This is a genomic window from Pseudomonas fluorescens HK44 (assembly GCF_000217955.3).
GTDB classification, from domain to species: Bacteria; Pseudomonadota; Gammaproteobacteria; order Pseudomonadales; family Pseudomonadaceae; genus Aquipseudomonas; species Aquipseudomonas fluorescens_AQ.
Genome location: NZ_AFOY02000009.1, coordinates 125,550 through 145,280, shown reverse-complemented (window position 1 = coordinate 145,280; position 19,731 = coordinate 125,550). Strand labels below are relative to the sequence as shown.

Annotated in this window: 16 protein-coding genes and 2 pseudogenes; 4 read left to right on the top strand and 14 right to left on the bottom strand. The window is 59.7% G+C overall.

What is annotated here, in order from left to right:
* Nucleotides 1-66: 66 nt before the first annotated feature.
* Nucleotides 67-918 (top strand): annotated as a pseudogene (locus tag HK44_RS09285) (Fic family protein); the annotation flags it as partial.
* Nucleotides 919-1,173: 255 nt separating this feature from the next.
* Here HK44_RS09285 and HK44_RS09280 read toward each other — a convergent pair.
* Complete coding sequence (locus tag HK44_RS09280; protein WP_024264711.1) at nucleotides 1,174-2,205, bottom strand: IS110 family transposase; 1,032 nt, start codon at nucleotides 2,203-2,205, stop codon at nucleotides 1,174-1,176.
* An 87-nt stretch (nucleotides 2,206-2,292) separates the two neighbouring features.
* Here HK44_RS09280 and HK44_RS09275 point away from each other — a divergent pair.
* Nucleotides 2,293-2,811, top strand: a pseudogene (locus tag HK44_RS09275) (Fic family protein); the annotation flags it as partial.
* Between the two features lie 55 nt (nucleotides 2,812-2,866).
* Here HK44_RS09275 and HK44_RS09270 read toward each other — a convergent pair.
* From HK44_RS09270 to plsB, 3 genes are all read right to left on the bottom strand, one after another.
* Nucleotides 2,867-3,241 carry a DUF6124 family protein gene (locus HK44_RS09270; RefSeq protein WP_019692068.1) on the bottom strand — a complete coding sequence of 125 codons (375 nt, stop codon included), beginning with the start codon at nucleotides 3,239-3,241 and terminating at the stop codon, nucleotides 2,867-2,869.
* A 488-nt stretch (nucleotides 3,242-3,729) separates the two neighbouring features.
* On the bottom strand, nucleotides 3,730-4,419 hold the full coding sequence (locus HK44_RS09265) for a DUF4197 domain-containing protein (RefSeq protein ID WP_019692069.1): 690 nt from the start codon (nucleotides 4,417-4,419) through the stop codon (nucleotides 3,730-3,732).
* A 30-nt stretch (nucleotides 4,420-4,449) separates the two neighbouring features.
* On the bottom strand, nucleotides 4,450-6,954 hold the full coding sequence (gene plsB / locus HK44_RS09260) for a glycerol-3-phosphate 1-O-acyltransferase PlsB (RefSeq protein WP_019692070.1): 2,505 nt from the start codon (nucleotides 6,952-6,954) through the stop codon (nucleotides 4,450-4,452).
* Nucleotides 6,955-7,200: 246 nt separating this feature from the next.
* Between plsB and HK44_RS09255 the strand changes: the two genes are divergently transcribed.
* Nucleotides 7,201-7,410 (top strand): cold-shock protein, encoded by a 210-nt coding sequence (locus HK44_RS09255; RefSeq protein WP_019692071.1) that lies wholly within the window; start codon nucleotides 7,201-7,203, stop codon nucleotides 7,408-7,410.
* 177 nt (nucleotides 7,411-7,587) lie between these two features.
* On the opposite strand, the gene HK44_RS09250 is transcribed toward HK44_RS09255, so the two are convergent.
* The 4 genes from HK44_RS09250 to HK44_RS09235 form a co-directional block, all read right to left on the bottom strand.
* Complete coding sequence (locus HK44_RS09250) at nucleotides 7,588-7,965, bottom strand: hypothetical protein (protein WP_019692072.1); 378 nt, start codon at nucleotides 7,963-7,965, stop codon at nucleotides 7,588-7,590.
* Between the two features lie 99 nt (nucleotides 7,966-8,064).
* A complete protein-coding gene (locus HK44_RS09245) occupies nucleotides 8,065-8,874 on the bottom strand; it encodes a putative RNA methyltransferase (RefSeq protein ID WP_019692073.1) in 810 nt (269 codons plus the stop codon).
* Nucleotides 8,874-10,025: a succinyl-diaminopimelate desuccinylase gene (gene dapE / locus HK44_RS09240; RefSeq protein WP_019692074.1), complete on the bottom strand. Its 1,152-nt coding sequence runs from the start codon at nucleotides 10,023-10,025 to the stop codon at nucleotides 8,874-8,876. The genes HK44_RS09245 and dapE overlap by 1 nt, the downstream gene beginning before the upstream one ends.
* Before the next feature lie 224 nt (nucleotides 10,026-10,249).
* A complete protein-coding gene (locus HK44_RS09235; protein ID WP_019692075.1) occupies nucleotides 10,250-12,841 on the bottom strand; it encodes a glycosyltransferase in 2,592 nt (863 codons plus the stop codon).
* 268 nt (nucleotides 12,842-13,109) lie between these two features.
* Between HK44_RS09235 and tcdA the strand changes: the two genes are divergently transcribed.
* Nucleotides 13,110-13,922, top strand: a complete 813-nt coding sequence (tcdA, locus tag HK44_RS09230) for a tRNA cyclic N6-threonylcarbamoyladenosine(37) synthase TcdA (protein ID WP_019692076.1) — start codon at nucleotides 13,110-13,112, stop codon at nucleotides 13,920-13,922.
* Between the two features lie 157 nt (nucleotides 13,923-14,079).
* Here the strand turns inward: tcdA and HK44_RS09225 are convergent, their stop codons facing one another.
* The 6 genes from HK44_RS09225 to dapC form a co-directional block, all read right to left on the bottom strand.
* Entirely contained in the window at nucleotides 14,080-14,484 is a 405-nt protein-coding gene (locus HK44_RS09225) for a SufE family protein (protein ID WP_019692077.1), read from the bottom strand.
* Nucleotides 14,481-15,686 (bottom strand): aminotransferase class V-fold PLP-dependent enzyme, encoded by a 1,206-nt coding sequence (locus HK44_RS09220; protein WP_019692078.1) that lies wholly within the window; start codon nucleotides 15,684-15,686, stop codon nucleotides 14,481-14,483. The genes HK44_RS09225 and HK44_RS09220 overlap by 4 nt, the downstream gene beginning before the upstream one ends.
* A gap of 161 nt (nucleotides 15,687-15,847) precedes the next feature.
* Nucleotides 15,848-16,882 (bottom strand): 2,3,4,5-tetrahydropyridine-2,6-dicarboxylate N-succinyltransferase, encoded by a 1,035-nt coding sequence (gene dapD, locus HK44_RS09215; protein WP_019692079.1) that lies wholly within the window; start codon nucleotides 16,880-16,882, stop codon nucleotides 15,848-15,850.
* A 33-nt stretch (nucleotides 16,883-16,915) separates the two neighbouring features.
* Nucleotides 16,916-17,260: an ArsC family reductase gene (locus HK44_RS09210; protein WP_162174765.1), complete on the bottom strand. Its 345-nt coding sequence runs from the start codon at nucleotides 17,258-17,260 to the stop codon at nucleotides 16,916-16,918.
* Between the two features lie 328 nt (nucleotides 17,261-17,588).
* Entirely contained in the window at nucleotides 17,589-18,344 is a 756-nt protein-coding gene (locus tag HK44_RS09205; RefSeq protein ID WP_024264820.1) for a M12 family metallopeptidase, read from the bottom strand.
* Nucleotides 18,345-18,523: 179 nt separating this feature from the next.
* The gene (gene dapC / locus HK44_RS09200; protein WP_019692082.1) at nucleotides 18,524-19,729 is read right to left on the bottom strand and encodes a succinyldiaminopimelate transaminase; all 1,206 of its coding nucleotides are present in this window, start codon (nucleotides 19,727-19,729) and stop codon (nucleotides 18,524-18,526) included.
* Nucleotides 19,730-19,731 lie beyond the last annotated feature (2 nt).

The window sequence follows — 19,731 nt, the reverse complement described above, 5'->3', positions numbered from 1 at the left end:
ATAATTGAGACAAGGCTTCTTCTGTGTTGTACTCATAACTCAGTTTCGCGAGTTTTTGAGACAGCGATGATAAAAAGCCCTCCAGTCATAGACCCGAGCCTGTTCGAAGCGCTCAGCCAATCGCCTCACAAGGAAAAGCTGGTCGACTATCTGGCACTGCTCAAGCCGCTGGATGATCAGGGGCGTTACTTGCCGTTCGATGATCTGCGTTTTCGCTGGCCGCCCGGTCTTGATCCGACCTTGTGCTGGGCCTTGGTGAAAAAGGCCCGCGTGGCGCAATACGTGCGCTTGTTGCCGCTGGGCGAGCCGAGCCAATGGGGCCAGTTCGTTCTGACACCGCTGGCGCAGAAAACCCTCTCGACGGTTGATCGTCAGGCAACGACCGCCGCGTTGGAATACATGACTCATCATCTTGGTGAGACGGCGCATTTCAGTTACCTGCTCAATGACCTGATTGAAGACGAAGCGATCAGCAGCAGCCAGCTCGAGGGCGCCGCGACCACCACGTTGGTGGCCAAGGACATGCTCAAGCGCAATCGCCTGCCGCGTACCCCCGATGAGCGGATGGTCATTGGCAACTACAAAATGATGATCTTCGCCTGGGAAAATCGTCACGAGCCATTGAGTGTCGAACTGATCCGGCAACTGCATCGCGTTGGCGTCGAAGGCATTGATGACGCGCTGTATTCGCCGGGACTTTTTCGCAGCAATGATCAGGTCGTGGTACAGGATGGTGAAGGCCATACCGTTCATACACCGCCGCCAGCCGCGGGCATCAGCGCTAGACTCTACGGATTGGCGACCTGGATCAACCAGCCCCACGACGATCCTCTGAGCGTTGATTATGTGCACCCGATGATCAAAGCCATCGCCTTGCATTTTGCCCTGGGTTACGAGCATCCGTATATGGACTCCTCCTCTTTGCAAGCCCCCCTTCGCTCTGGCGCCCGTGCCGACTGCACACGTATATTCGGCCTCTGACTGTGGCATCAGATCGATGCTGGGCCATGATGGGCTATTCGCGCGTTGGTTCCCAATCGTTCCGCCGTGCTTTTCGCACCTGGATGCTTGAGGGTTTTACCAACGCCGGTTCGACCGGTTTGCCATCGTTCGGGTTGCGTCGCAATCGTGGTTAAGGGATGGTTCTCTCGTAGGGTACCTCGGGTGAATAGATCAGGTTGCCGCCCGATCCGGTTGGTAATCAGAATCATGACGCAGCATTGCCCAGGCCATGCGTGCCGTTTTATTGGCCAGCGCGACAGCGGCCACATTGGGATGTGAGCGCTCGGCTAAACGGACGACCCACTGGCTGAGTCGGTCGTCTTTGGGTTTCGCCGTACGCAACGCCGAGCGGGCACCATGGACTATCAGTGTTCGCAGATACGCATCGCCGCGCTTGCTGATGCCAAGCAGTCGATCCTTGCCGCCGGAGCTGTGTTGCCTCGGCGTCAATCCCAGTGAGGCGGCGAACTGTCGGCCGTTGGCAAACTGTCGAGGATCACCGAGGGCGACGACGAGTGCGGTGGCGATCATCGGGCCGACGCCGCGTAGCTGTTGTAGACGGAGGGCGGCCGGTTCGCTTGTCGCAATGGCAGTAATCTCGCTGTCGAGTTCGTTCACGCGCTCATCCAGCCCGCGAAGATCGCCCCACAAGCCATCCAGCAAACGGCGAAAGCGTACCGTCAAACCGTTATCCGGATCTTCCAGCCAGCACGGTATCGCACGACGTAGCATGAGTAATTCTTTCGGGGCGATGAGGCCGTACTCGGCGACCAGCCCACGAATCTGATTGGCTTTGGCCGTCCGCTGTTCAATTAAGCCGGCCCGGATGCGATGCGTCGCCTGGATATCCTGTTGCTCGACGGTCTTGATGGCGACGAAGCGCATGCTGGGGCGGCTCATCGCTTCACAGATGGCCTCGGCATCGTTGGCGTCGTTCTTGTTGCTCTTGACGTACGGTTTGACGAACTGCGGCGCGATCAGCTTCACGCGAAATCCGCATGCCTGGAGCTGTCGTGCCCAATGGTGCGCACCGCCGCAACTTTCCATGCCAATCTCACAGCCGGGCTCGATCTTCTCCAGCACCGTTTGAAGCCAGCGATCACGAGGCAGACGCTGCCGCCAGATTGGCTGGTCATGGCAATCCACGCCGTGGATCTGAAATACGTTCTTGGCCAGGTCGACCCCAATGCGCATAAGCTTCATGTGTGGACTCCTTCTCGCATTTGACTGTGGTTCGCACCTTCAGTCTGGCACTCAAGATGCCGAGGTGAGGAGGAGTCCATCCCATTGTTCCGCGATGGCAATGGCCGGGTGGCGCGGGCGTTGTTTTACTGGTTCATGTTCAAGAATGACTTCTCGGCATTTCGCTACATCGCGATCAGCATTCTGCTGCGCAATGCACCGGTGAAGTACGGTCGGTCTTATGTGCATACCGAGAGTGACGGACTGGACCTGACGTATTTCATCGACTACCAGTGTTCGGTGATTTTGCGGGCGGTAACCGGGTTCACGGCGGCTTATCAAAAAAGCCTGGTTTACGCCGAAGGTTTTGATCGTTGGCTGGAGGAGTCCGGGCTTTTCAAGCAGTTGACCGAGAAGCAGCGCACGCTGTTTCAGATTGCCAAGAGCGGCATGGCTAAGGAGTTTACCGCGGTCAATGTGAAGGAAAACCTGAACTGCTCCTACAACACGGCGGCCACGACCTTGAACGGTTTGGTTGAGTTGAAGCTGTTCGAGAAGAAAAAGATGGGCCGTGAATGGGTGTTCTTTTTGCGCGAGTCATCACACATCAAAACAGACTGGTCGTAGGCTGCGATCCAAACATCAGAAGATCGCAGCCTGCGGCAGCTCCGCGGTGGTGGTGTTAAGTCTCTGGCTGATCAATGTTATCCAGCGCGCGGTTTACCGCCAGCTCCGCCAGGGCCACCATCTGCTGAATCGCCAGTGCGCTGTTGCGTTTGGGGCCGTCGAGTTCAAACGCCAGGTCGCTGGCCATGACATTGGCCGAGGCCAGGGTTTCGCTGGCGTGGGCCAGCAGGGTTTCGTTGTCGACCTCTGGGGCGATGACGAAGATGCAGCTGGGCCGGCGGTCGGTCAGCAACTTCTTGGTTTCAGGTAACAGCAGGTAATGATCGAGCGCCCGGTGGGCGGCGGCGTGGAGTTCTTTCGAGTCGAGGGACGCGTAGGGGGAGACGCTTTCGGCGTCGGCTTCGGGGGGATTGGGTGTTGGTTTGAACATGATGAAACTCCTAGTACGTAAGTAAGGAGCCGACACCATCGCTACCAAACGATTAGGGTGGCGGCCATACGCAGGTTGGTAGACCGGTGTACTAGGAACCCGGCGCACCCGAAGGCGCCCTGCGCACGGCCACCATTTAGCAGAGGCCAAAATATGGCTCCGCAGAAGTGACGCTTTGCGCCTAGTACCACCGGGCTACCAAACCCGATCGCTGATTTTCAGCGACCCGGAGACGATAGAGCCCAGTGCTCAAGCGCACAAGCCGGCGGATTCTGGCGTAGGTGTAGGCCGTAACGCAAGGCGCTGTGGCTTGTGACAAATGCCGTTGCCGTGCAATTAAACACCACCAACCTGATGTGGGAGCGAGCCTGCTCGCGAAGACGGCGGCACATCCAGCATCAATATTGACTGACCCATCGCCATCGTCGGAACGCCGCCCGGAGCCGGCTCGCTCCCACATGGATTGCATTTAACTGACGGGGGCAGGTTTACAGCAAGCCGAAGACTTTCTTCGCCAGGCTGGTCGCGGCTTCCGCCGGGTTGGCGCGGATGCCTTCTTCCTTCTGGGCGATCATCTTGAACAGGCCGTCCAGGGCTTTTTCCGTCACGTAGCCTTCAATGTTGGCACTCTTGGCATCGAGCACGCCGAGGGTTGCCGCTTGCCCTGCGAACGAGTTGTACTGCTTGGCCAGGCCCACCTGGTCGGTGGCCTGTTTGACGATCGGCAGGAACTTGGCGCGGATTTGTTCGCGGCTGGTCTTGTCCAGGTACTGGGTGGCCGAATCCTTGCCGCCGGTGAGGATGCCCTTGGCATCGGTCACGGTCATCTTTTTCACCGCATCCACCAGCAGGGCCTGGGCCTGCGGCATGGCCGCCTCCGCCGCCTTGTTCATGCTGTTTTCCAGTTGATCGACCTGAGCGCCCATGCCGAACTGTTTCATCTTGCTGGCGACCTTGCCCAGTTTGCCCGGCAGTTCGATCTTCACTTCAGGGTTGTTGCTGAAACCGCCCGGTTTGCCGAGCGTGGTGACGGCCGCTACGGCCCCCTGAGCCAGGGCGTCCTTGAGGCCGCCCGAGGCTTCTCCCTGGGACAGGCTGCCCAGCGACAGGGCCAGCGCATTGGCGCAGATCAGCAGGCCGGCACAGAGGCCGACCAGACGTAGGGAAGGACGGAGCATGGCAGTTTCCTTGTTTGATAAAGGTAGTTGTTAGTCGGCTTGCGGCGCCGGCGCGGGTTGATCCGCCGCATCTTCACTGCGGTGCAGCGCCACCTGACGGATCGACAAGCGAATTTCCGCCGGCAACACGCGTTTGGCCGCACCCTCGGCCAGTTCGCCGAGCAGTTCGTGGTGGCTCAGCTTGCCGGCTTCGTCGCGCTTGAGCACGTCGAGGTTCAGCAGGGTCTGGATGAAGTGGCGGAACAGGCTCTTGTCGAAGAACTCCGGCGCGTTCAGGCCATGCAGGATCGACAGGCGCTGGGCCATGACTGTGCACAGGTCTTCCAGTTCTTCGGCGCTGAGGGTGTTCTGGCCGCTGTTGAGCAGCAGGGAAACGGTCATGTAGAAGCGCTGCAAGGTCTGCGCGATGCTCCTGGACAGCAAGGTCAGCAGCACGAAATGCCGGGAGCTTGGCGCCGGGCGCAGGTACACGTTGTTCTCGAAGCGCAGCAGGCCTTGTTCGACAAAGGCTTCGAGCCATTGATCGATCACCGCATCCAGTTCGTCCATCGACCAGCGGATGAACAACTCCGATTGCAGGTACGGATACAGCGCGCGGGTGTAGCGCAGGATTTGTTCGCGGCTCATGCGCGACGCACTCTGGAAGAAGCTTGCGAGCAACGCCGGCAGGGCGAAAATGTGCAGCACGTTGTTGCGGTAGTAGGTCATCAGGACGGCATTTTGCTCGTCCAGGTAAAGAATCTTGCCCAGCGCATCGCTTTGCTCAGAGAGCAGGTCCATGTCCTTGACGTGTTCGATCAACGCCCGGCCGTCACCTTCCGGCAGCGTGGTGTGCGGCGAGTAAGGCACTTTGCGCAGCAAGGCCAGATACAAATCGAGCACCCGCGCCATGGCGCGGTCATCCAGCGCCAGACGGCTGGTGGAGAGCAGGGCCAGCGCCACCAGGTTCACCGGGTTGATGGCGGCCGCTTCGTTCAAATGCCGCGCCACGCGCTCGCCGAGGCGGTTGGTGGTTGCGTTGAGCCAGGCCGGCTTGAACTGTGGGCCAAGCTCCTGGGTGCGCCAATCCGGTTGCTCGCTGTCGAGAAACTCCGCCAGTTTGATCGGCTCGCCGAAGTTCACCGCCACCTGGCCGAAGCGCTGCTTGAGCGCGCCGATGACTTTGAAGATGTCGAAGATCGACTCTTTCTTCTTGCTCGCGCCACGCAGTTCGCCGAGGTAAGTCCGGCCTTCCAGCACCCGCTCGTAACCGATGTACACCGGGATGAAGACGATCGGCATGCGCGACGAGCGCAGGAAGCTGCGCAGGGTGATCGCCAGCATCCCGGTTTTCGGTTGCAGCATGCGCCCGGTGCGCGAACGGCCGCCCTCGACGAAGTACTCCACCGGGAAGCCTTTGGTGAACAGGGTGTGCAGGTATTCGTTGAACACCGAGGTGTAGAGCGGATTGCCCTTGAAGGTGCGGCGCATGAAGAACGCCCCGCCGCGCCGCAGCAGGCTGCCGATCACCGGCATGTTGAGGTTGATCCCGGCGGCGACGTGCGGTGGGGTCAGGCCGTTGCGAAACAGCAGGTAGGAGAGCAGCAGGTAATCGATGTGGCTTCGGTGGCACGGCACGTAGATCACTTCGTGACCTTGGGCGACGTTCTGCACGCCTTCGATGTGGTTGACCTTGATCCCGTCGTAGATCTTGTTCCAGAACCAGCTCAGCACCACTTCCAGAAAACGGATCGCGGTGTAGGTGTAGTCCGAGGCAATTTCGTTACCGTAACGCAGGGCCTGCGCCTTGGCTTTCTCGGGCGAAATGTTTTCGCGCTCGGCTTCGTCGAGGATCGCCTGTTTGACCAGTGGCTGATTCAGCAGGCCTTTGACCAGGTTGCGACGGTGGGAAATGTCCGGGCCGATGACCGCGGCTTTGAGGTTGCGAAAATGCACCCGCAAAATGCGTTGGGCCATGCGTACGGTGCGTTCATGGCCCTTGTTGTGCTCGATCAGCTCGCGCAGGTGGATCGGCGCGGAGAATTGCACGCGGGTCTTGCGCCCCAGGATCATGATGCTCAGCAGCCGGCGCAGACGCCCGGTCACCGCCCAACTGTCAGCGAAGAGCAACTTCCACGGGCTCGATTCGCTGTCCGGCGACTGACCCCAGAACACGCTGACCGGGATGATCTGCGCGTCTTCGGCGCCATTCTGGCTCAGGGCGCTGACCAACCGGGTCAGGGTGGGCGGTGCGCCGCGCTTGTCCTGGCGACCGAGCCAGTCGGGCTCAGGCGTCAGGTAGAAAAATGCGGCAGGCTCCAGCAGGTTGCCCACCGATGTCGGCAACACCGGGCGTGGCAGCCCGGCCTTGCGGCATTCGGTATCGACCACGGCGAGGTCGGTCAGCGAAGGATTTTGCAGGACGTAGAACACCGGACGACTGCGGTCGAGGTTGAGGGTGAAGGACGACTGATTGATCGTCTCCGAGCGAACCCAGAGGTACAACAGTCGGTGCAAGGCGCCAAACACCAGACGGCGGAACGGGGAGCGGGTCATACGGCTTCTGCTTTAGTTTAAAAAACCGAGCAAGCGCTCGGGGCCGGTAGTGTGCCGTATTCGTCGAAAATCGGCAAAAAAGCGCCGAAGTAATCTTGAGTTGAGAGTTTTTGCGGCTGTCATATACTCGGCCAGTCGTTTGCCACTATCGACGCTGTTTCTTACAGTCAACCGAGCGCTGGCAAACGTTTTCAAGGCGTGTTCATGAACAGGCCGACCAATAATAAAAAATGGGGGAATTGATTGATGGCAACGCGCGAGACCGGCAACGTGAAGTGGTTCAACGACGCCAAGGGCTACGGCTTCATTCAGCGTGAGGGCGGGGCAGACGTGTTCGTGCACTACCGCGCGATCCGTGGCGAAGGCCACCGCTCGTTGGCCGAAGGCCAGCAGGTTGAATACGCAGTGGTCGATGGGCAGAAAGGTTTGCAGGCCGAAGACGTAGTCGGCCTGTAACCCACGGACTGCGAAATCACCATCATTCCCTGTGGCGAGCGGCTTGCCCGCGTTGGGTCGCGAAGCGGCCCCAAATTCAGCAAACGCAGTGTTTCAGGAAGTACGCGTTCGCTGGTTTACGACTGCTGCGCAGTCGAACGGGGGCAAGCCCCCTCGCCACACGGCTGTCTAGCAGGGTTAAGCGGTTTTCCAGGTGATCTCTTCTTCACCGTCGACGCTGATGCGAATCCAGCGATCCGCCGACTCTTCACCTTCTTCCTCGACCCAGGTTCCCGGCGCGCAGCGCACTTCGACGTTCAGTGCAGCAAAGGCTGCGCGGGCGCAGGCGATGTCGTCGTCCCACGGCGTCTGGTCGCTTTCCAGGTACAGGCTGTTCCACTTGCCCACGGCTTTTGGCAGCCAGGTCACGGGCACGTTGCCGGCCTTGCACTTGTAGGTCTGACCTTTCTGAACCCAGTCGGTGCAAGGGCCCAGCGCCGCGCCGAGCCAGGTGGCGATGGCCTTGTAGTCGACGTCGGCGTCTTTCAGGTAAATCTCGATATCGGGTTGGCGCATGGATGTTCCTCACTGCGGGTTTCGAAAAATCCATTCGCGGATTTAGCCGGCCTCAAGCCACTGCTCAAGACCAAAAGTTTAAGGGTTGCTCTGAAATAATTACTGCAGAACGAAGTAATCGTAGCGCATCGATACGCTGACCTCGAACGGCTCGGCCTGTTCGATGACGGCCGCCCGGCGTTCGGCACTTGCGCGCCAGCCGTGAGGCGTCATGGCCAGCAGGTTGGCGCGGTCCTGGCCGCTGACCAGGTTCAGCTTGAATTCGAGGATTTCGCTGTGTTGCAGCGTCATGCCTTCCGGCACCAGCGCCAGGTGCTTGTCATCGGTGTATTCGCGCACTTCGTCATACAGACGCTCACGCAGTTCCATCAGATGGCCGCTGGTCGGCCCGACTTTCATCAAGCCGCCACCCGGGCTGAGCAGGCGTTTGGCTTCCTGCCAGTCGAGCGGGCTGAACACACTGGCGAGGAACTGGCAGCTGGCATCGGCCAATGGCACCCGGGCCATGCTGGCGATCAACCAGGTCAGCTGCGGGTTACGTTTGCAGGCGCGTTTGACCGCTTCGCGGGAGATATCCAGCGCGTAGCCGTCGGCATTCGGCAGGGCGTCGGCGATTTGCGCGGTGTAGTAACCCTCGCCACAACCGATGTCCAGCCAGCGCTGCGGTGCGCGTTCGGCGGCCAACTCGGCGAGACGCTTGGCCACCGGGGCGTAATGCCCGGCATTCAGGAAGTCGCGACGGGCTTCGACCATGGCCAGGTTGTCGCCTGGGTCACGGCTGTTCTTGTGCTGCACCGGCAGCAGGTTCAGGTAACCCTGGCGGGCGCGGTCGAAGCGATGCCCGGCCGGGCACGCGACGCCGTTGTCGACCGCGTTCAGCGGCGCGCTGCAGATAGGACAGGCGAGCATCAGGCGAGCAACTTGATCAGGGTCTGGTAGTAGATTTCGGTCAGCAGATCGAGGTCGCTGGCCAGCACGCGCTCGTTGACCTGATGGATCGTCGCGTTGACCGGGCCAAGCTCGACCACCTGAGTGCCCAAGGTGGCGATGAAGCGCCCGTCCGAAGTACCGCCGCTGGTGGACGCCTTGGTTTCGCGACCGGTGATGGTCTTGATGCTTGCCGACACCGCATCGAGCAGGGCGCCCGGCTCGGTGAGGAACGGCAGGCCGGACAGCGCCCAGTCGATGTGCCAGTCCAGGCCATGTTTGTCGAGGATGTCGGCCACCCGCTGTTGCAGGCCTTCGACGGTCGATTCGGTGGAGAAGCGGAAGTTGAACACCGCCACCAGATCACCGGGAATGACGTTGGTCGCGCCGGTGCCGGAGTTGACGTTGGAAATCTGGAAACTGGTCGGCGGGAAGAAATCGTTGCCGTGATCCCAGTGCTCGGCGGCCAGTTCGGCCAGGGCCGGGGCGGTGAGATGGATCGGGTTCTTCGCCAGGTGCGGGTAGGCCACGTGACCTTGCACACCGCGCACGGTGAGCTTGGCGCCAAGGGAGCCGCGACGGCCGTTCTTGACCACGTCACCGACCAGGGTGGTGCTCGACGGTTCGCCGACGATGCACCAGTCCAGACGCTCTTTGCGCGCCGCAAGGCGTTCGACCACCGCCTTGGTGCCGTGATGCGCCGGGCCTTCTTCGTCACTGGTGATCAGAAAGGCGACCTTGCCCTTGTGGTCCGGGTAGTCGGCGACAAAACGTTCGGCCGCCACGGTCATGGAGGCCAGGCTGCCTTTCATGTCCGCCGCGCCACGGCCGCAGAGCATGCCGTGTTCGTCGATCACCGCGTCGAACGGATCGATCTGCCAGGCCTGCACCGGGCCGGTCGGCACCACGTCGGTGTGGCCGGCGAAGCACAGCACCGGACCTTCGTGTTTGCCATGGGTAGCCCAGAAGTTATCCACATCCTCGATGCGCATGGGTTCAAGCGCAAAACCGGCATCGCCCAGGCGCTGCATCATCTGCTTCTGGCAATCGGCGTCGACCGGCGTCACGGACGGACGACGGATCAGGTCGATAGCGAGTTGGAGGGTCGGCGAAAGGTCGGCGTGGGCCGTCATGTAATAACTCCGAAAGCTGTCAATGTGGGAGCGAGCATGCTCGCGATGGCGTCATCACAATCAACATAGAGGTTGAATGTGACGGACTCATCGTCGGAGCGCCGCCCGGAGCCGGCTCGCTCCCACAGGTATAGGGCAGGCCATCTGGGGCAGGGCGCGCGAAATGGCAGATATCTTAAAGCAAAACGGCGGCCAGAGGCCGCCGTTTAGTGGTTTGCGCAGATTTAAGCGGCAGGTGCCGGCTCGGTTGCAGGCGTTGGTTTTGGCAGCGAAGACAGGAAGGCCATGATCAGCGCGGCCAGATACGGCAGCGACTGCACCAGCAACATGGTCACCCAGAAGCGCATGTCGTTGCTCGGGATGCCCTGCACCAGGTAAATCCCCAGTGCCGCGCCCCACAACAGCAGCATGATGAACAGCTCTTCGCGCGCTTCCGAAATCGCTACCCAGAAGCCGTGGTTATCGGCATTTTTCGGGGTGCGGAAAAACGGAATGCTGCTGGTGAAGAAACCGTATAGCACCGCTTTGGCGATGGTGTGCGACAACGCCAGGCCGGCCAATGCCGCGCAGAATGCATCCTTCAGGTTGACCCCGACCGCACGGCGGTAGAGGAAAATGATCTTGCCCACCTTGAACACGAACAGCGCCAGGGGCGGGATTGCGAAGATCAGCAGCGGTGGATCGACCCGTTGCGGCACGATAATCATCGCCGCCGACCAGAGCAGGGCGCCGACGGTGAAGAAGATGTTCATGCCATCCGCCACCCACGGCAACCAGCCCGCGAGGAAGTGGTAACGCTGGCCACGGGTCAGTTGGGTGTCCTTGCCGCGCAACAGGCTGGCAGTGTGCCGCTTGATGATCTGAATCGCTCCGTAGGCCCAGCGGAAACGCTGTTTCTTGAAGTCGATAAAAGTATCGGGCATCAGGCCCTTGCCGTAACTGTTGTGGTAGTACGCCGCCGACAGGCCTTTTTCGAACACCCGCAGACCCAACTCGGCGTCTTCGCAGATGCACCAGTCAGCCCAGCCGAGCTCTTCGAGCACCGAGCGACGGGTCATGGTCATGGTGCCGTGCTGGATGATCGCGTCACGGTCGTTACGGGTGACCATGCCAATGTGGAAGAAGCCTTTGTATTCCGCGTAGCAGAGCTTCTTGAAGGTGCTTTCGTTCTGGTCGCGATAATCCTGTGGCGACTGCACCACGGCGATTTTCGGATCGGCGAAGTGCGGCACCATGTGCTTGAGCCAGTTCGGGTCGACGCAGTAGTCCGAGTCGATCACCGCGATGACTTCGGCATCCTTGGCGGTGTGCGGGATCAGGTAGTTCAGTGCACCGCCCTTGAAACCGGCCAATGGCGCGACGTGGAAGAACTTGAAGCGCGGGCCGAGGGTTTCGCAATAGGCCTGCACCGGTTCCCAGACGGCCGGGTCCTTGGTGTTGTTGTCGATGATCAGGACTTCGAAGTCCGGATAGTCGAGGTTGGCCAAGGCGTTGAGGGTCTGTTTGACCATCTCCGGCGGCTCGTTGTAGCACGGCACGTGGATCGAGACTTTCGGGCGGTAGTCCGAGTCGCCCACCACCGGCAGGAATTCACGCCGACGTTTGTGGGTCCAGACGGTCTCGGCCAGTTCGTGGGCTTCGGTCAGCAATACAATAAATACCCCGAGTGCACCGAGGGCGAGCAGGAAGCCCACCGTCAGGCTGAACCAGGTGCTGTATTGCTGGCTGTAGTCGTAACCGATCCACACCAGTGCCGAACCGCCGAGGAAAGCAGTGAAGGTCAGGAAGGTCCGACCGCGCTGGCGCAGGGCCGAGCCGTCGATCATCAACAGGGTCAGGGACAACAACGCCAGGACCACGGAGCCGACCGCCAGTACCCGCCATTGCGGGATCGCCACGACCGGGCCTTCGAAGTTGAATTTCTGCTGGCGCGCGGCGTTGAACACGCCCCAATAGGCGCCTACCGAACCTTCGTCGCTGGCTTTCCAGGGCTGGTCAAACGCTTCGATCACGAAGTAGTTGAAGCCCTGGCGGTTGAGCTTGTTCACCAGCGTACGCAGGTAAATTGCCTGGTCAGCCGGGGTTGCATCAGCACCACCGCGCATGCGGCCATTGCTCGGCCAGCCCACTTCGGACAGCAGCAGCGGTTTTTTCGGGAACAGTTTTTTCAGGTCGCGGGCACGGTCCAGAACGAACTGGCCGGCCTGGTCCACCGGAATGAATTCCCAATACGGCAGGATGTGAGCCGCGATCAGGTCGACGTGCTTGGCCAGCATCGGGTTTTCTTCCCAGACGTGCCACTGTTCGGACGTGGTCACCGGGACTTTTACCGCTGCGCGCACGCGATCGAGGATCACGCTCAATTGCTCGGCGGTGATTTCCTTACGGAAGATCGCTTCGTTACCGACCACCACGCGCACGACGCTGCGCGAGCTGTTGGCCAGCTCGATAGCGCGCTGAATCTCGCGCTCGTTACGCTCAAGATCGGGGCTGATCCAGATCCCCAGCGTCACGCGCAGGCCGAATTCTTCCGCCAGTTTCGGGATGTCCGCAAGCGTACCGTCGACGGAGTAGGTCCGGATGTTGTCGGTCAGCTTGCTCATGATCTCCAGGTCGCGACGCATTTCATCGTCGGACGGGAACTGGTTTTTCTGTGGGAACTGGCCTTGCTGGAACGGCGAGTAAGAAAAACCGGAGATCTGCTCAGGCCAGTTGGGGGTCGTGACGGGGCGGTTGATCAGCGCCCAGAAACCGGTGAACAGCGCGGCAATCGCCAGCACTACCACCAGATTGAGTCCAAATTTACGCGATGACATAGCTATATCGGGTTCCAAAAGGTGTGGAACGAGGGGACGGTTGGCACGCGCCAATCGGCGCGCATCCTACACTGGCCTTCAACTGAGCGTACAGCAGACAGAAAAAAGCCGGACATTGGGCAAGCTATCTTCGCTTAAGTTCTTTTGTGTGACAAAAAATGTACATATGTGGACTCAATTAAAGCAGGACCTGCTGCCGTTTATAGCGCAAAGATGTTCTTGGCACGCATCGGCCCTATAATGCGCGCCGGTTTTTAGGGTAGTGGTCATGAGTACAGAAGATCCGCGGTTTGCTGGCATTGCCCGCTTGTATGGCATCGAAGGCCTTGCGCGTTTGCGCGCAGCCCATGTGGCGATTGTTGGCGTCGGTGGCGTCGGTTCCTGGGCGGCGGAAGCCATGGCCCGTTGCGGTGTCGGCGAAATTTCGCTGTTCGACCTCGATGACGTGTGCGTCAGCAACGTCAATCGCCAGTTGCATGCGCTGGACAGCACCGTCGGCAAACCCAAGGTCGAGGTGATGGCCGAGCGCCTGCGCGGGATCAACCCGGAATGCACGGTGCACGCGGTGGCGGATTTCGTCACCCGCGAGACCATGGCCGAGTACATCACGCCAGACATCGACTGCGTGATCGACTGCATCGACAGCGTCAACGCCAAGGCTGCGCTGATCGCCTGGTGCAAACGTCGCAAGATCCAGATCATCACCACGGGCGGTGCGGGCGGGCAGATCGATCCGACGCTGATCCAGGTGTGTGACCTGAACCGGACCTTCAATGACCCGCTGGCCTCGAAAGTGCGCTCCACGTTGCGTCGCGATTATGGTTTCTCACGCACCGTGACCCGTCACTACAGCGTGCCGTGCGTATTCTCCACCGAGCAACTGCGCTATCCGAAACCCGATGGCAGCATTTGCTTGCAGAAGAGCTTTGTCGGCGATGGGGTGAAACTCGACTGCGCCGGTGGTTTCGGTGCGGTGATGATGGTGACCGCAACCTTCGGCATGGTCGCTGCGACCAAGGCTGTGGATAAGATTGTGGCGGGTGTGCGGCGCCCGGCAGACAAGATCAAACCAGCGCAATAATCCTGCCGTTGTGGCGAGGGAGCTTGCTCCCGCTGGGTCGCGAAGCGACCCAAAAATCGAGCGCCGCAGGTTGTCAGACACACCGTATTCATCGATTTACGACTGCTGCGCCCGAACGCGGACCGGCCGACGGGAGCAAGCTCCCTCGCCACTGGTGTCAGGCGGCCAACTCATTCATTCGCTGTAACACGGCATTGAGGCCATTGCTGCGCGACGACGACAGTTGTCGCGATAACCCCAATTGATTAAACCAGTCCGGCAAATCCACTTGTCGCAACTCGGCGGCGGTCAAGCCGTTGACCCGCGCCAGCAGCAGCGCCACCAACCCGCGAATCAACCGTGCATCGCTGCTGGCGGCAAACTGCCAATGGCCGTCCTGCAGCGCGCCCACCAGCCACACCTGACTTTCGCAGCCGTGTACGCGGTTGGCGTCGGTCTTGTCTGCATCGCTCAACGCCGGAAGCCGTTCGCCCCATTGCATCAGCAAACGAGCGCGTTGTTCCCAGCCGGCAGCGGCCTGAAAGGTTTCCAGTGCCGTAATGGCATCAGCCGGCAGGCTCATCGCAACAACTCCAGCGCTTGATCAAGGGCTTCGAAAAAGCGCTCAAGGTCTTCCGAGTCGTTGTACAGCGCCAACGAAACCCGAATCGCGCCCGCCAGTTCGAAGCTTTTCAGCAGCGGCATCGCGCAGTGGTGTCCGGCGCGTACGGCGATGCCCTGTTCGGTGAGCAGATGCGCCAGATCGGCGTTATGCACGCCTTCGACGACAAAGCTGGCCAGCGCCAGTTGCGGTTTGCCCAGCAGGCGAATGCCATTGCGCGCCTGTAAACCCTTCAACAGGTAATCATGCAGTGCAGCTTCGTGGGCGCACACGGCGTCCTGGTCCAGACCGGCCAGATAGTCGAGGGTCGCCCCCAGGCCTATCACGCTGGCAATCGGCGGTGTGCCGGCTTCAAAACCCAGCGGGGCCGGGCGGAAACGTGCATCGTGGTAGTTGGCATCGAGCACCATCTCGCCGCCGAATTGCCACGGACGCAACCGTTGCAGGGCTTCGTTGCGGCCATACAACACGCCGAGACCGTCCGGGCCATAGAGTTTGTGGCTGGAAAAAACATAAAAGTCGCAACCCAGTGTCTGCACGTCATGGCGGCCATGGACCACGCCTTGGGCGCCATCGATCACGGTCAAGGCGTTCTGCGCCTTGGCCAGCGCCAGCAACGGCGCTAACGGTTGCCATGCGCCAAGCACGTTGGACAACTGACTGACCGCCAGCAACCGCGTGCGCGGGCCGATCAACTGGGCGGCGGTGTCTAGATCGATCTGACCGTCTGCGTCCAGCGGCAACACCACCAGTTTTAGCTCGCGACGGTGCGCCAATTGCTGCCACGGCAACAGGTTGGCGTGGTGTTCCAGGGCGCTGATGACAACTTCATCGCCCGGATTGAAAAGGTGTTCCAGGCCGTAGGCCAGGAGGTTCAGCGCAGAGGTTGCGCCGTGGGTAAAGATGATTTGCCCGCGGTTGCCAGCATTGAGCCAGTGCGCGACTTTGCTGCGGCTGCCTTCGAACGCCTGCGTGGCGTGGGCGCCGGGCAGGTGTTGCGCACGATGGACGTTGGCCGCGCCGTTGGCGTAGTAGTGCGCCAGCGCATCGATCAGGGCTTGGGGTTTCTGGGTGGTGGCGGCGTTGTCCAGATAGGTCTGGTCTTGCCGTTGCAGAGCGGCGATGGCCGGAAAATCGGCGCGCCAGGGAGAAGGAATCATCATGCCATCGGGCCCTGATAAACATGGGCGGGTGTACGCCTGGCCCTGTAGGAGCAGCGGGGCGCCTAGCTCTTGCTCGCGATGCTTTTGGCGGCTTCAAGGGCCCCATCGCGAGCAAGGGCTAGGCGCCCCCCTGCTCCTACAGAGATCGTTTGACGCTTTGCTTAGTTGTGAGCGTGCAGCGCTTCGTTCAGTTCGATGGCCGATTTGTGGGTTTTGCATTCCACGGCACCGGTCTCCGAATTGCGGCGGAACAACAGGTCAGGCTGGCCAGCCAGTTCGCGGGCCTTGAGTACTTTGACCAGTTTGTTGTTCTCGTCCAGCAGTGCCACTTTGGTGCCAGCGGTCACGTACAGGCCCGACTCGACAGTGTTGCGGTCGCCCAATGGAATGCCGATACCGGCGTTGGCGCCGATCAGGCAGCCTTCGCCGACCTTGATCACGATGTTGCCGCCGCCCGACAGGGTGCCCATGGTCGAGCAGCCGCCGCCCAGGTCCGAACCCTTGCCGACGAACACGCCCGCAGAGACGCGACCTTCGATCATGCCCGGGCCTTCGGTGCCGGCGTTGAAGTTGACGAAGCCTTCGTGCATCACGGTGGTGCCTTCGCCGACGTAGGCGCCCAGACGAATACGTGCCGCGTCAGCGATTCGCACGCCAGCCGGCACGACGTAATCGGTCATTTTCGGGAACTTGTCGACCGAGAACACTTCCAGCAACTCGCCACGCAGACGGGCTTCGAGTTGATGTTCGGCCAGTTCGCTCAGGTCGATTGCGCCCTGGCTGGTCCAGGCCACGTTCGGCAGCAACGGGAAGATCCCGGCCAGGTTCAGGCCGTGTGGCTTTACCAGACGATGGGACAGCAGGTGCAGTTTGAGGTAGGCCTCAGGCGTTGAACTCAGTTGTGCGTCTTCGGCCAGCAGGGTGGCGACCAACGGCTTGTGGCTTTCGGCCAGGCGGGTCAGCAGCGCCGCTTGTGCAGCGTCGACACCTTTCAGGGCTTCAGCCAGTTGCGCGGCTTGAGTGGTGCTGAACGCAATAGCCTGATTGCCTTCGGTGTAGCCCAGAATCGGCGCGATAGCGGCGACCAGCTCAGCCGATGGCTTGAGAACCGGAGCTGCGTAAAACACTTCCAGCCATGCACCTTGACGGTTTTGAGTGCCGACACCAAAGGCCAGGCTGAACAGGGTAGTGGACATGTTTATACCTCTAACAAAATTGAACGGGCTGGCTTACTTGAGCGCTGCCGCGTAAATGTCTGGCTTGAAGCCAATCAGGGTTCGGTCACCGAGATCGAGCACCGGGCGCTTGATCATCGAAGGTTGTGCGAGCATCAATTCGATAGCTTTCGCCTGGTCGAGATCGGCTTTACGTTCGTCGTCGAGTTTGCGAAAGGTCGTGCCTGCACGGTTGAGCACCACTTGCCAGCCGTGCTCGTTGCACCACTGGGTCAGGTGTTCACGGTCGATTCCGGCCGTTTTGTAATCATGAAAGTCAAAAGGGACAGCGTTTTCATCGAGCCAGGTACGCGCCTTTTTCATGGTGTCGCAGGCTTTGATGCCGAAAAGGTGCAACATTTTGCTTGAAGCGGTCAAGGAATTGCCCCCTTTGGAGTGCTGGAAACGAAAGGTGATGGATTATGCCATGACCGGACGGGTTCGCGTCGGCTGTGGTCGGGTTTGTCTTTTTATTGTGGTCATCCGCCGTTTCGTGCGAGACGTTGGCGCAATGGTCAGTCCAAGCGGTTGCCTGAAAAGCGCTGCGGGCGCAGCGCCTGTAACTGTATAGCCACAGCATGTCACCCATCGGGTGATGACATGCTGTGCGAGGTATTGAGTGAACTGGATTTAAGCGGGGCTAAGCCGGGGGCAGTAAGGTAACTGTATTAAGCAGTTGCTATCAGTATTATGGATAAATCGCGCGGATGGCGGCGATGTCCCCTTCGCTGATGTGTCTGTTTAAAGGTTGATGCCAGTCGCCAACAGTGAGTTCGTTATGAACTTGATAATGCATTACTGAATACCGGTCGTAGGGAGTGTAAGTTCGATTGGGCGTGCGCTCAAGTGGAAAGACGTTGGCGTCAACTTGTTCTCTGGAAAGGTTGGCGGCTGCTGCAAAATGGAAATATGCTTTTTTTCGGTCCCAAGGTATTTTGGCATCCGGATGTTGATGTTCATGGTGCAGGCCTAGCGCGTGTCCAAATTCATGAATTACCATGCTCTCGAAATCGGGAGAAGAAAAGTCGGTTTGAAAAAAAGACATTGATGGTGCTTGGGGATCTCCTGTGAGTGAGTCGGTGCCTATTGCAGAACTTCCACCTCCGCCGAGACGTGGGTAGAAGGCGACTCGGATATCCCCTAGGAGTTCATCGGATTTGAAAATATCCTGTTCGTCCATTTCAATGAATTCGAAATTTAGATTGACGTAGGGTTGCCATTTGTTTGCGCCATTTTTTATGGCTTCAAATGAGTGTTCGTTATATTCGAAAACAAGGATTCTCAAAGTTCTTCCGGGGCGCCAGTACTTGGTGTGCTCCCCGACGCTACGTTTTTTTCGACCGCTGCTGCTCGCTTTGTTACTGGGGCGCTCGTTTATTGCAGAATTATAAGAGGCAAGCGGATCGGAAGTTGGAATGGTTTGGCAATAATTATGTTGATTCATGCTGTTGTATCTGTTCGGTTGTGGGTGAGTCCTCAAGGTATTTAAGTGTCAATGGGGTGTCTAGATATTAAGTTGTGCAGTTTATTGCGTTGGCTGATTGGGCTTAATATGGGTAAGTGGTGATATTTTATATAAATTCGCCTGCACCGCATTCGCATTGCGCGGTGCAGGCTTAATACCTATTGATTGCTGCGAGTCGTTATGAAGTTGCGAATCCGCTCGGCGGCCTCAACGCACTCTGCCAGCGGCGCGACCAATGCCAGGCGTACCCGGCCAGCACCCGGATTGAAACCATCTACCTCACGGGACAGGTAAGAGCCTGGCACCACCGTCACGTGTTCTTCGACAAACAGATCACGGCAGAACGCGGCATCATCACCCTCAACATTCGGCCACAGGTAGAAGCCGCCGTCCGGACGCTGTACGTCCATCACCGGGCTGAGGATTTCCAGTACCGCGTCGTATTTTTCGCGGTACAGCGCACGGTTGGCCCGTACATGCACTTCGTCATTCCACGCGGCAACGCTGGCGAGTTGGGTCTGAACCGGCATGGCGCAGCCGTGGTAGGTGCGATACAGCAGGAAGCCTTTGAGAATGTCGGCATCGCCGGCGACGAAACCCGAGCGCAGGCCCGGCAGGTTGGAACGCTTGGACAGGCTGTGGAAAACCACGCAGCGTTTGAAATCCTTGCGACCCAGTTCCACGCAGGCGCTGAGCAGGCCTGGCGGTGGGGTCTGTTCGTTGAAGTAGAGCTCGCTGTAGCACTCGTCGGCAGCGATGACGAAGTCGTGTTCGTCGGCCAGGGCGATCAGTTTCTTCAGGGTTTCGACCGGGATCAGCGCACCCGTTGGATTGCCCGGCGAGCACAGGAACAGGATCTGGCAGCGCTTCCAGATATCGTCCGATACCGCATCGAAGTCCGGGTTGAAGTCGTTTTCATCCAGGCACGGCAGGTAATGCGGCTTGGCGCCTGCGAGGAACGCTGCGCCTTCATAGATCTGGTAGAACGGGTTCGGGCTGACAATCAGTGCGTCGTCGCCGCGATTGACCACGGTCTGGGTGAAAGCGAACAGGGCTTCACGAGTGCCGTTGACCGGCAGCACGTTGCGCGCCGGGTCGATCCAGCCACTCGGTACGCCAAAGCGGCGCTCGCACCAGCCTGCAATGGCTTCACGCAGGGCCGGGATGCCAAGCGTGGTCGGGTACACCGCCATCTGATCCAGATTGCTCGCCAGCGCTTCGGCCACAAAGCTTGGCGAACGGTGCTTCGGCTCGCCGATGGACAATGCAATCGGGCGCTTGTCGGGATTTGGCGTCACCGCCCCGAGCAGGGCACGCAGTTTCTCGAACGGGTAGGGCTGGAGCTGGTTCAGAGCGTTGTTCATGG

Excerpts from the sequence above, each read along its gene's own strand:
- HK44_RS09270 (WP_019692068.1), bottom strand. The coding sequence starts at position 3,241 with ATGTTCAAACCAACACCCAATCCCCCCGAAGCCGACGCCGAAAGCGTC.
- HK44_RS09280 (WP_024264711.1), bottom strand. The coding sequence starts at position 2,205 with ATGAAGCTTATGCGCATTGGGGTCGACCTGGCCAAGAACGTATTTCAG.
- HK44_RS09250 (WP_019692072.1), bottom strand. The coding sequence starts at position 7,965 with ATGCGCCAACCCGATATCGAGATTTACCTGAAAGACGCCGACGTCGAC.
- dapD (WP_019692079.1), bottom strand. The coding sequence starts at position 16,882 with ATGTCCACTACCCTGTTCAGCCTGGCCTTTGGTGTCGGCACTCAAAAC.
- tcdA (WP_019692076.1), top strand. The coding sequence starts at position 13,110 with ATGAGTACAGAAGATCCGCGGTTTGCTGGCATTGCCCGCTTGTATGGC.
- HK44_RS09245 (WP_019692073.1), bottom strand. The coding sequence starts at position 8,874 with ATGCTCGCCTGTCCTATCTGCAGCGCGCCGCTGAACGCGGTCGACAAC.
- HK44_RS09220 (WP_019692078.1), bottom strand. The coding sequence starts at position 15,686 with ATGATGATTCCTTCTCCCTGGCGCGCCGATTTTCCGGCCATCGCCGCT.
- HK44_RS09255 (WP_019692071.1), top strand. The coding sequence starts at position 7,201 with ATGGCAACGCGCGAGACCGGCAACGTGAAGTGGTTCAACGACGCCAAG.
- plsB (WP_019692070.1), bottom strand. The coding sequence starts at position 6,954 with ATGACCCGCTCCCCGTTCCGCCGTCTGGTGTTTGGCGCCTTGCACCGA.
- HK44_RS09210 (WP_162174765.1), bottom strand. The coding sequence starts at position 17,260 with ATGTTGCACCTTTTCGGCATCAAAGCCTGCGACACCATGAAAAAGGCG.
- HK44_RS09235 (WP_019692075.1), bottom strand. The coding sequence starts at position 12,841 with ATGTCATCGCGTAAATTTGGACTCAATCTGGTGGTAGTGCTGGCGATT.
- dapC (WP_019692082.1), bottom strand. The coding sequence starts at position 19,729 with ATGAACAACGCTCTGAACCAGCTCCAGCCCTACCCGTTCGAGAAACTG.
- HK44_RS09205 (WP_024264820.1), bottom strand. The coding sequence starts at position 18,344 with ATGAATCAACATAATTATTGCCAAACCATTCCAACTTCCGATCCGCTT.
- HK44_RS09225 (WP_019692077.1), bottom strand. The coding sequence starts at position 14,484 with ATGAGCCTGCCGGCTGATGCCATTACGGCACTGGAAACCTTTCAGGCC.
- HK44_RS09265 (WP_019692069.1), bottom strand. The coding sequence starts at position 4,419 with ATGCTCCGTCCTTCCCTACGTCTGGTCGGCCTCTGTGCCGGCCTGCTG.
- dapE (WP_019692074.1), bottom strand. The coding sequence starts at position 10,025 with ATGACGGCCCACGCCGACCTTTCGCCGACCCTCCAACTCGCTATCGAC.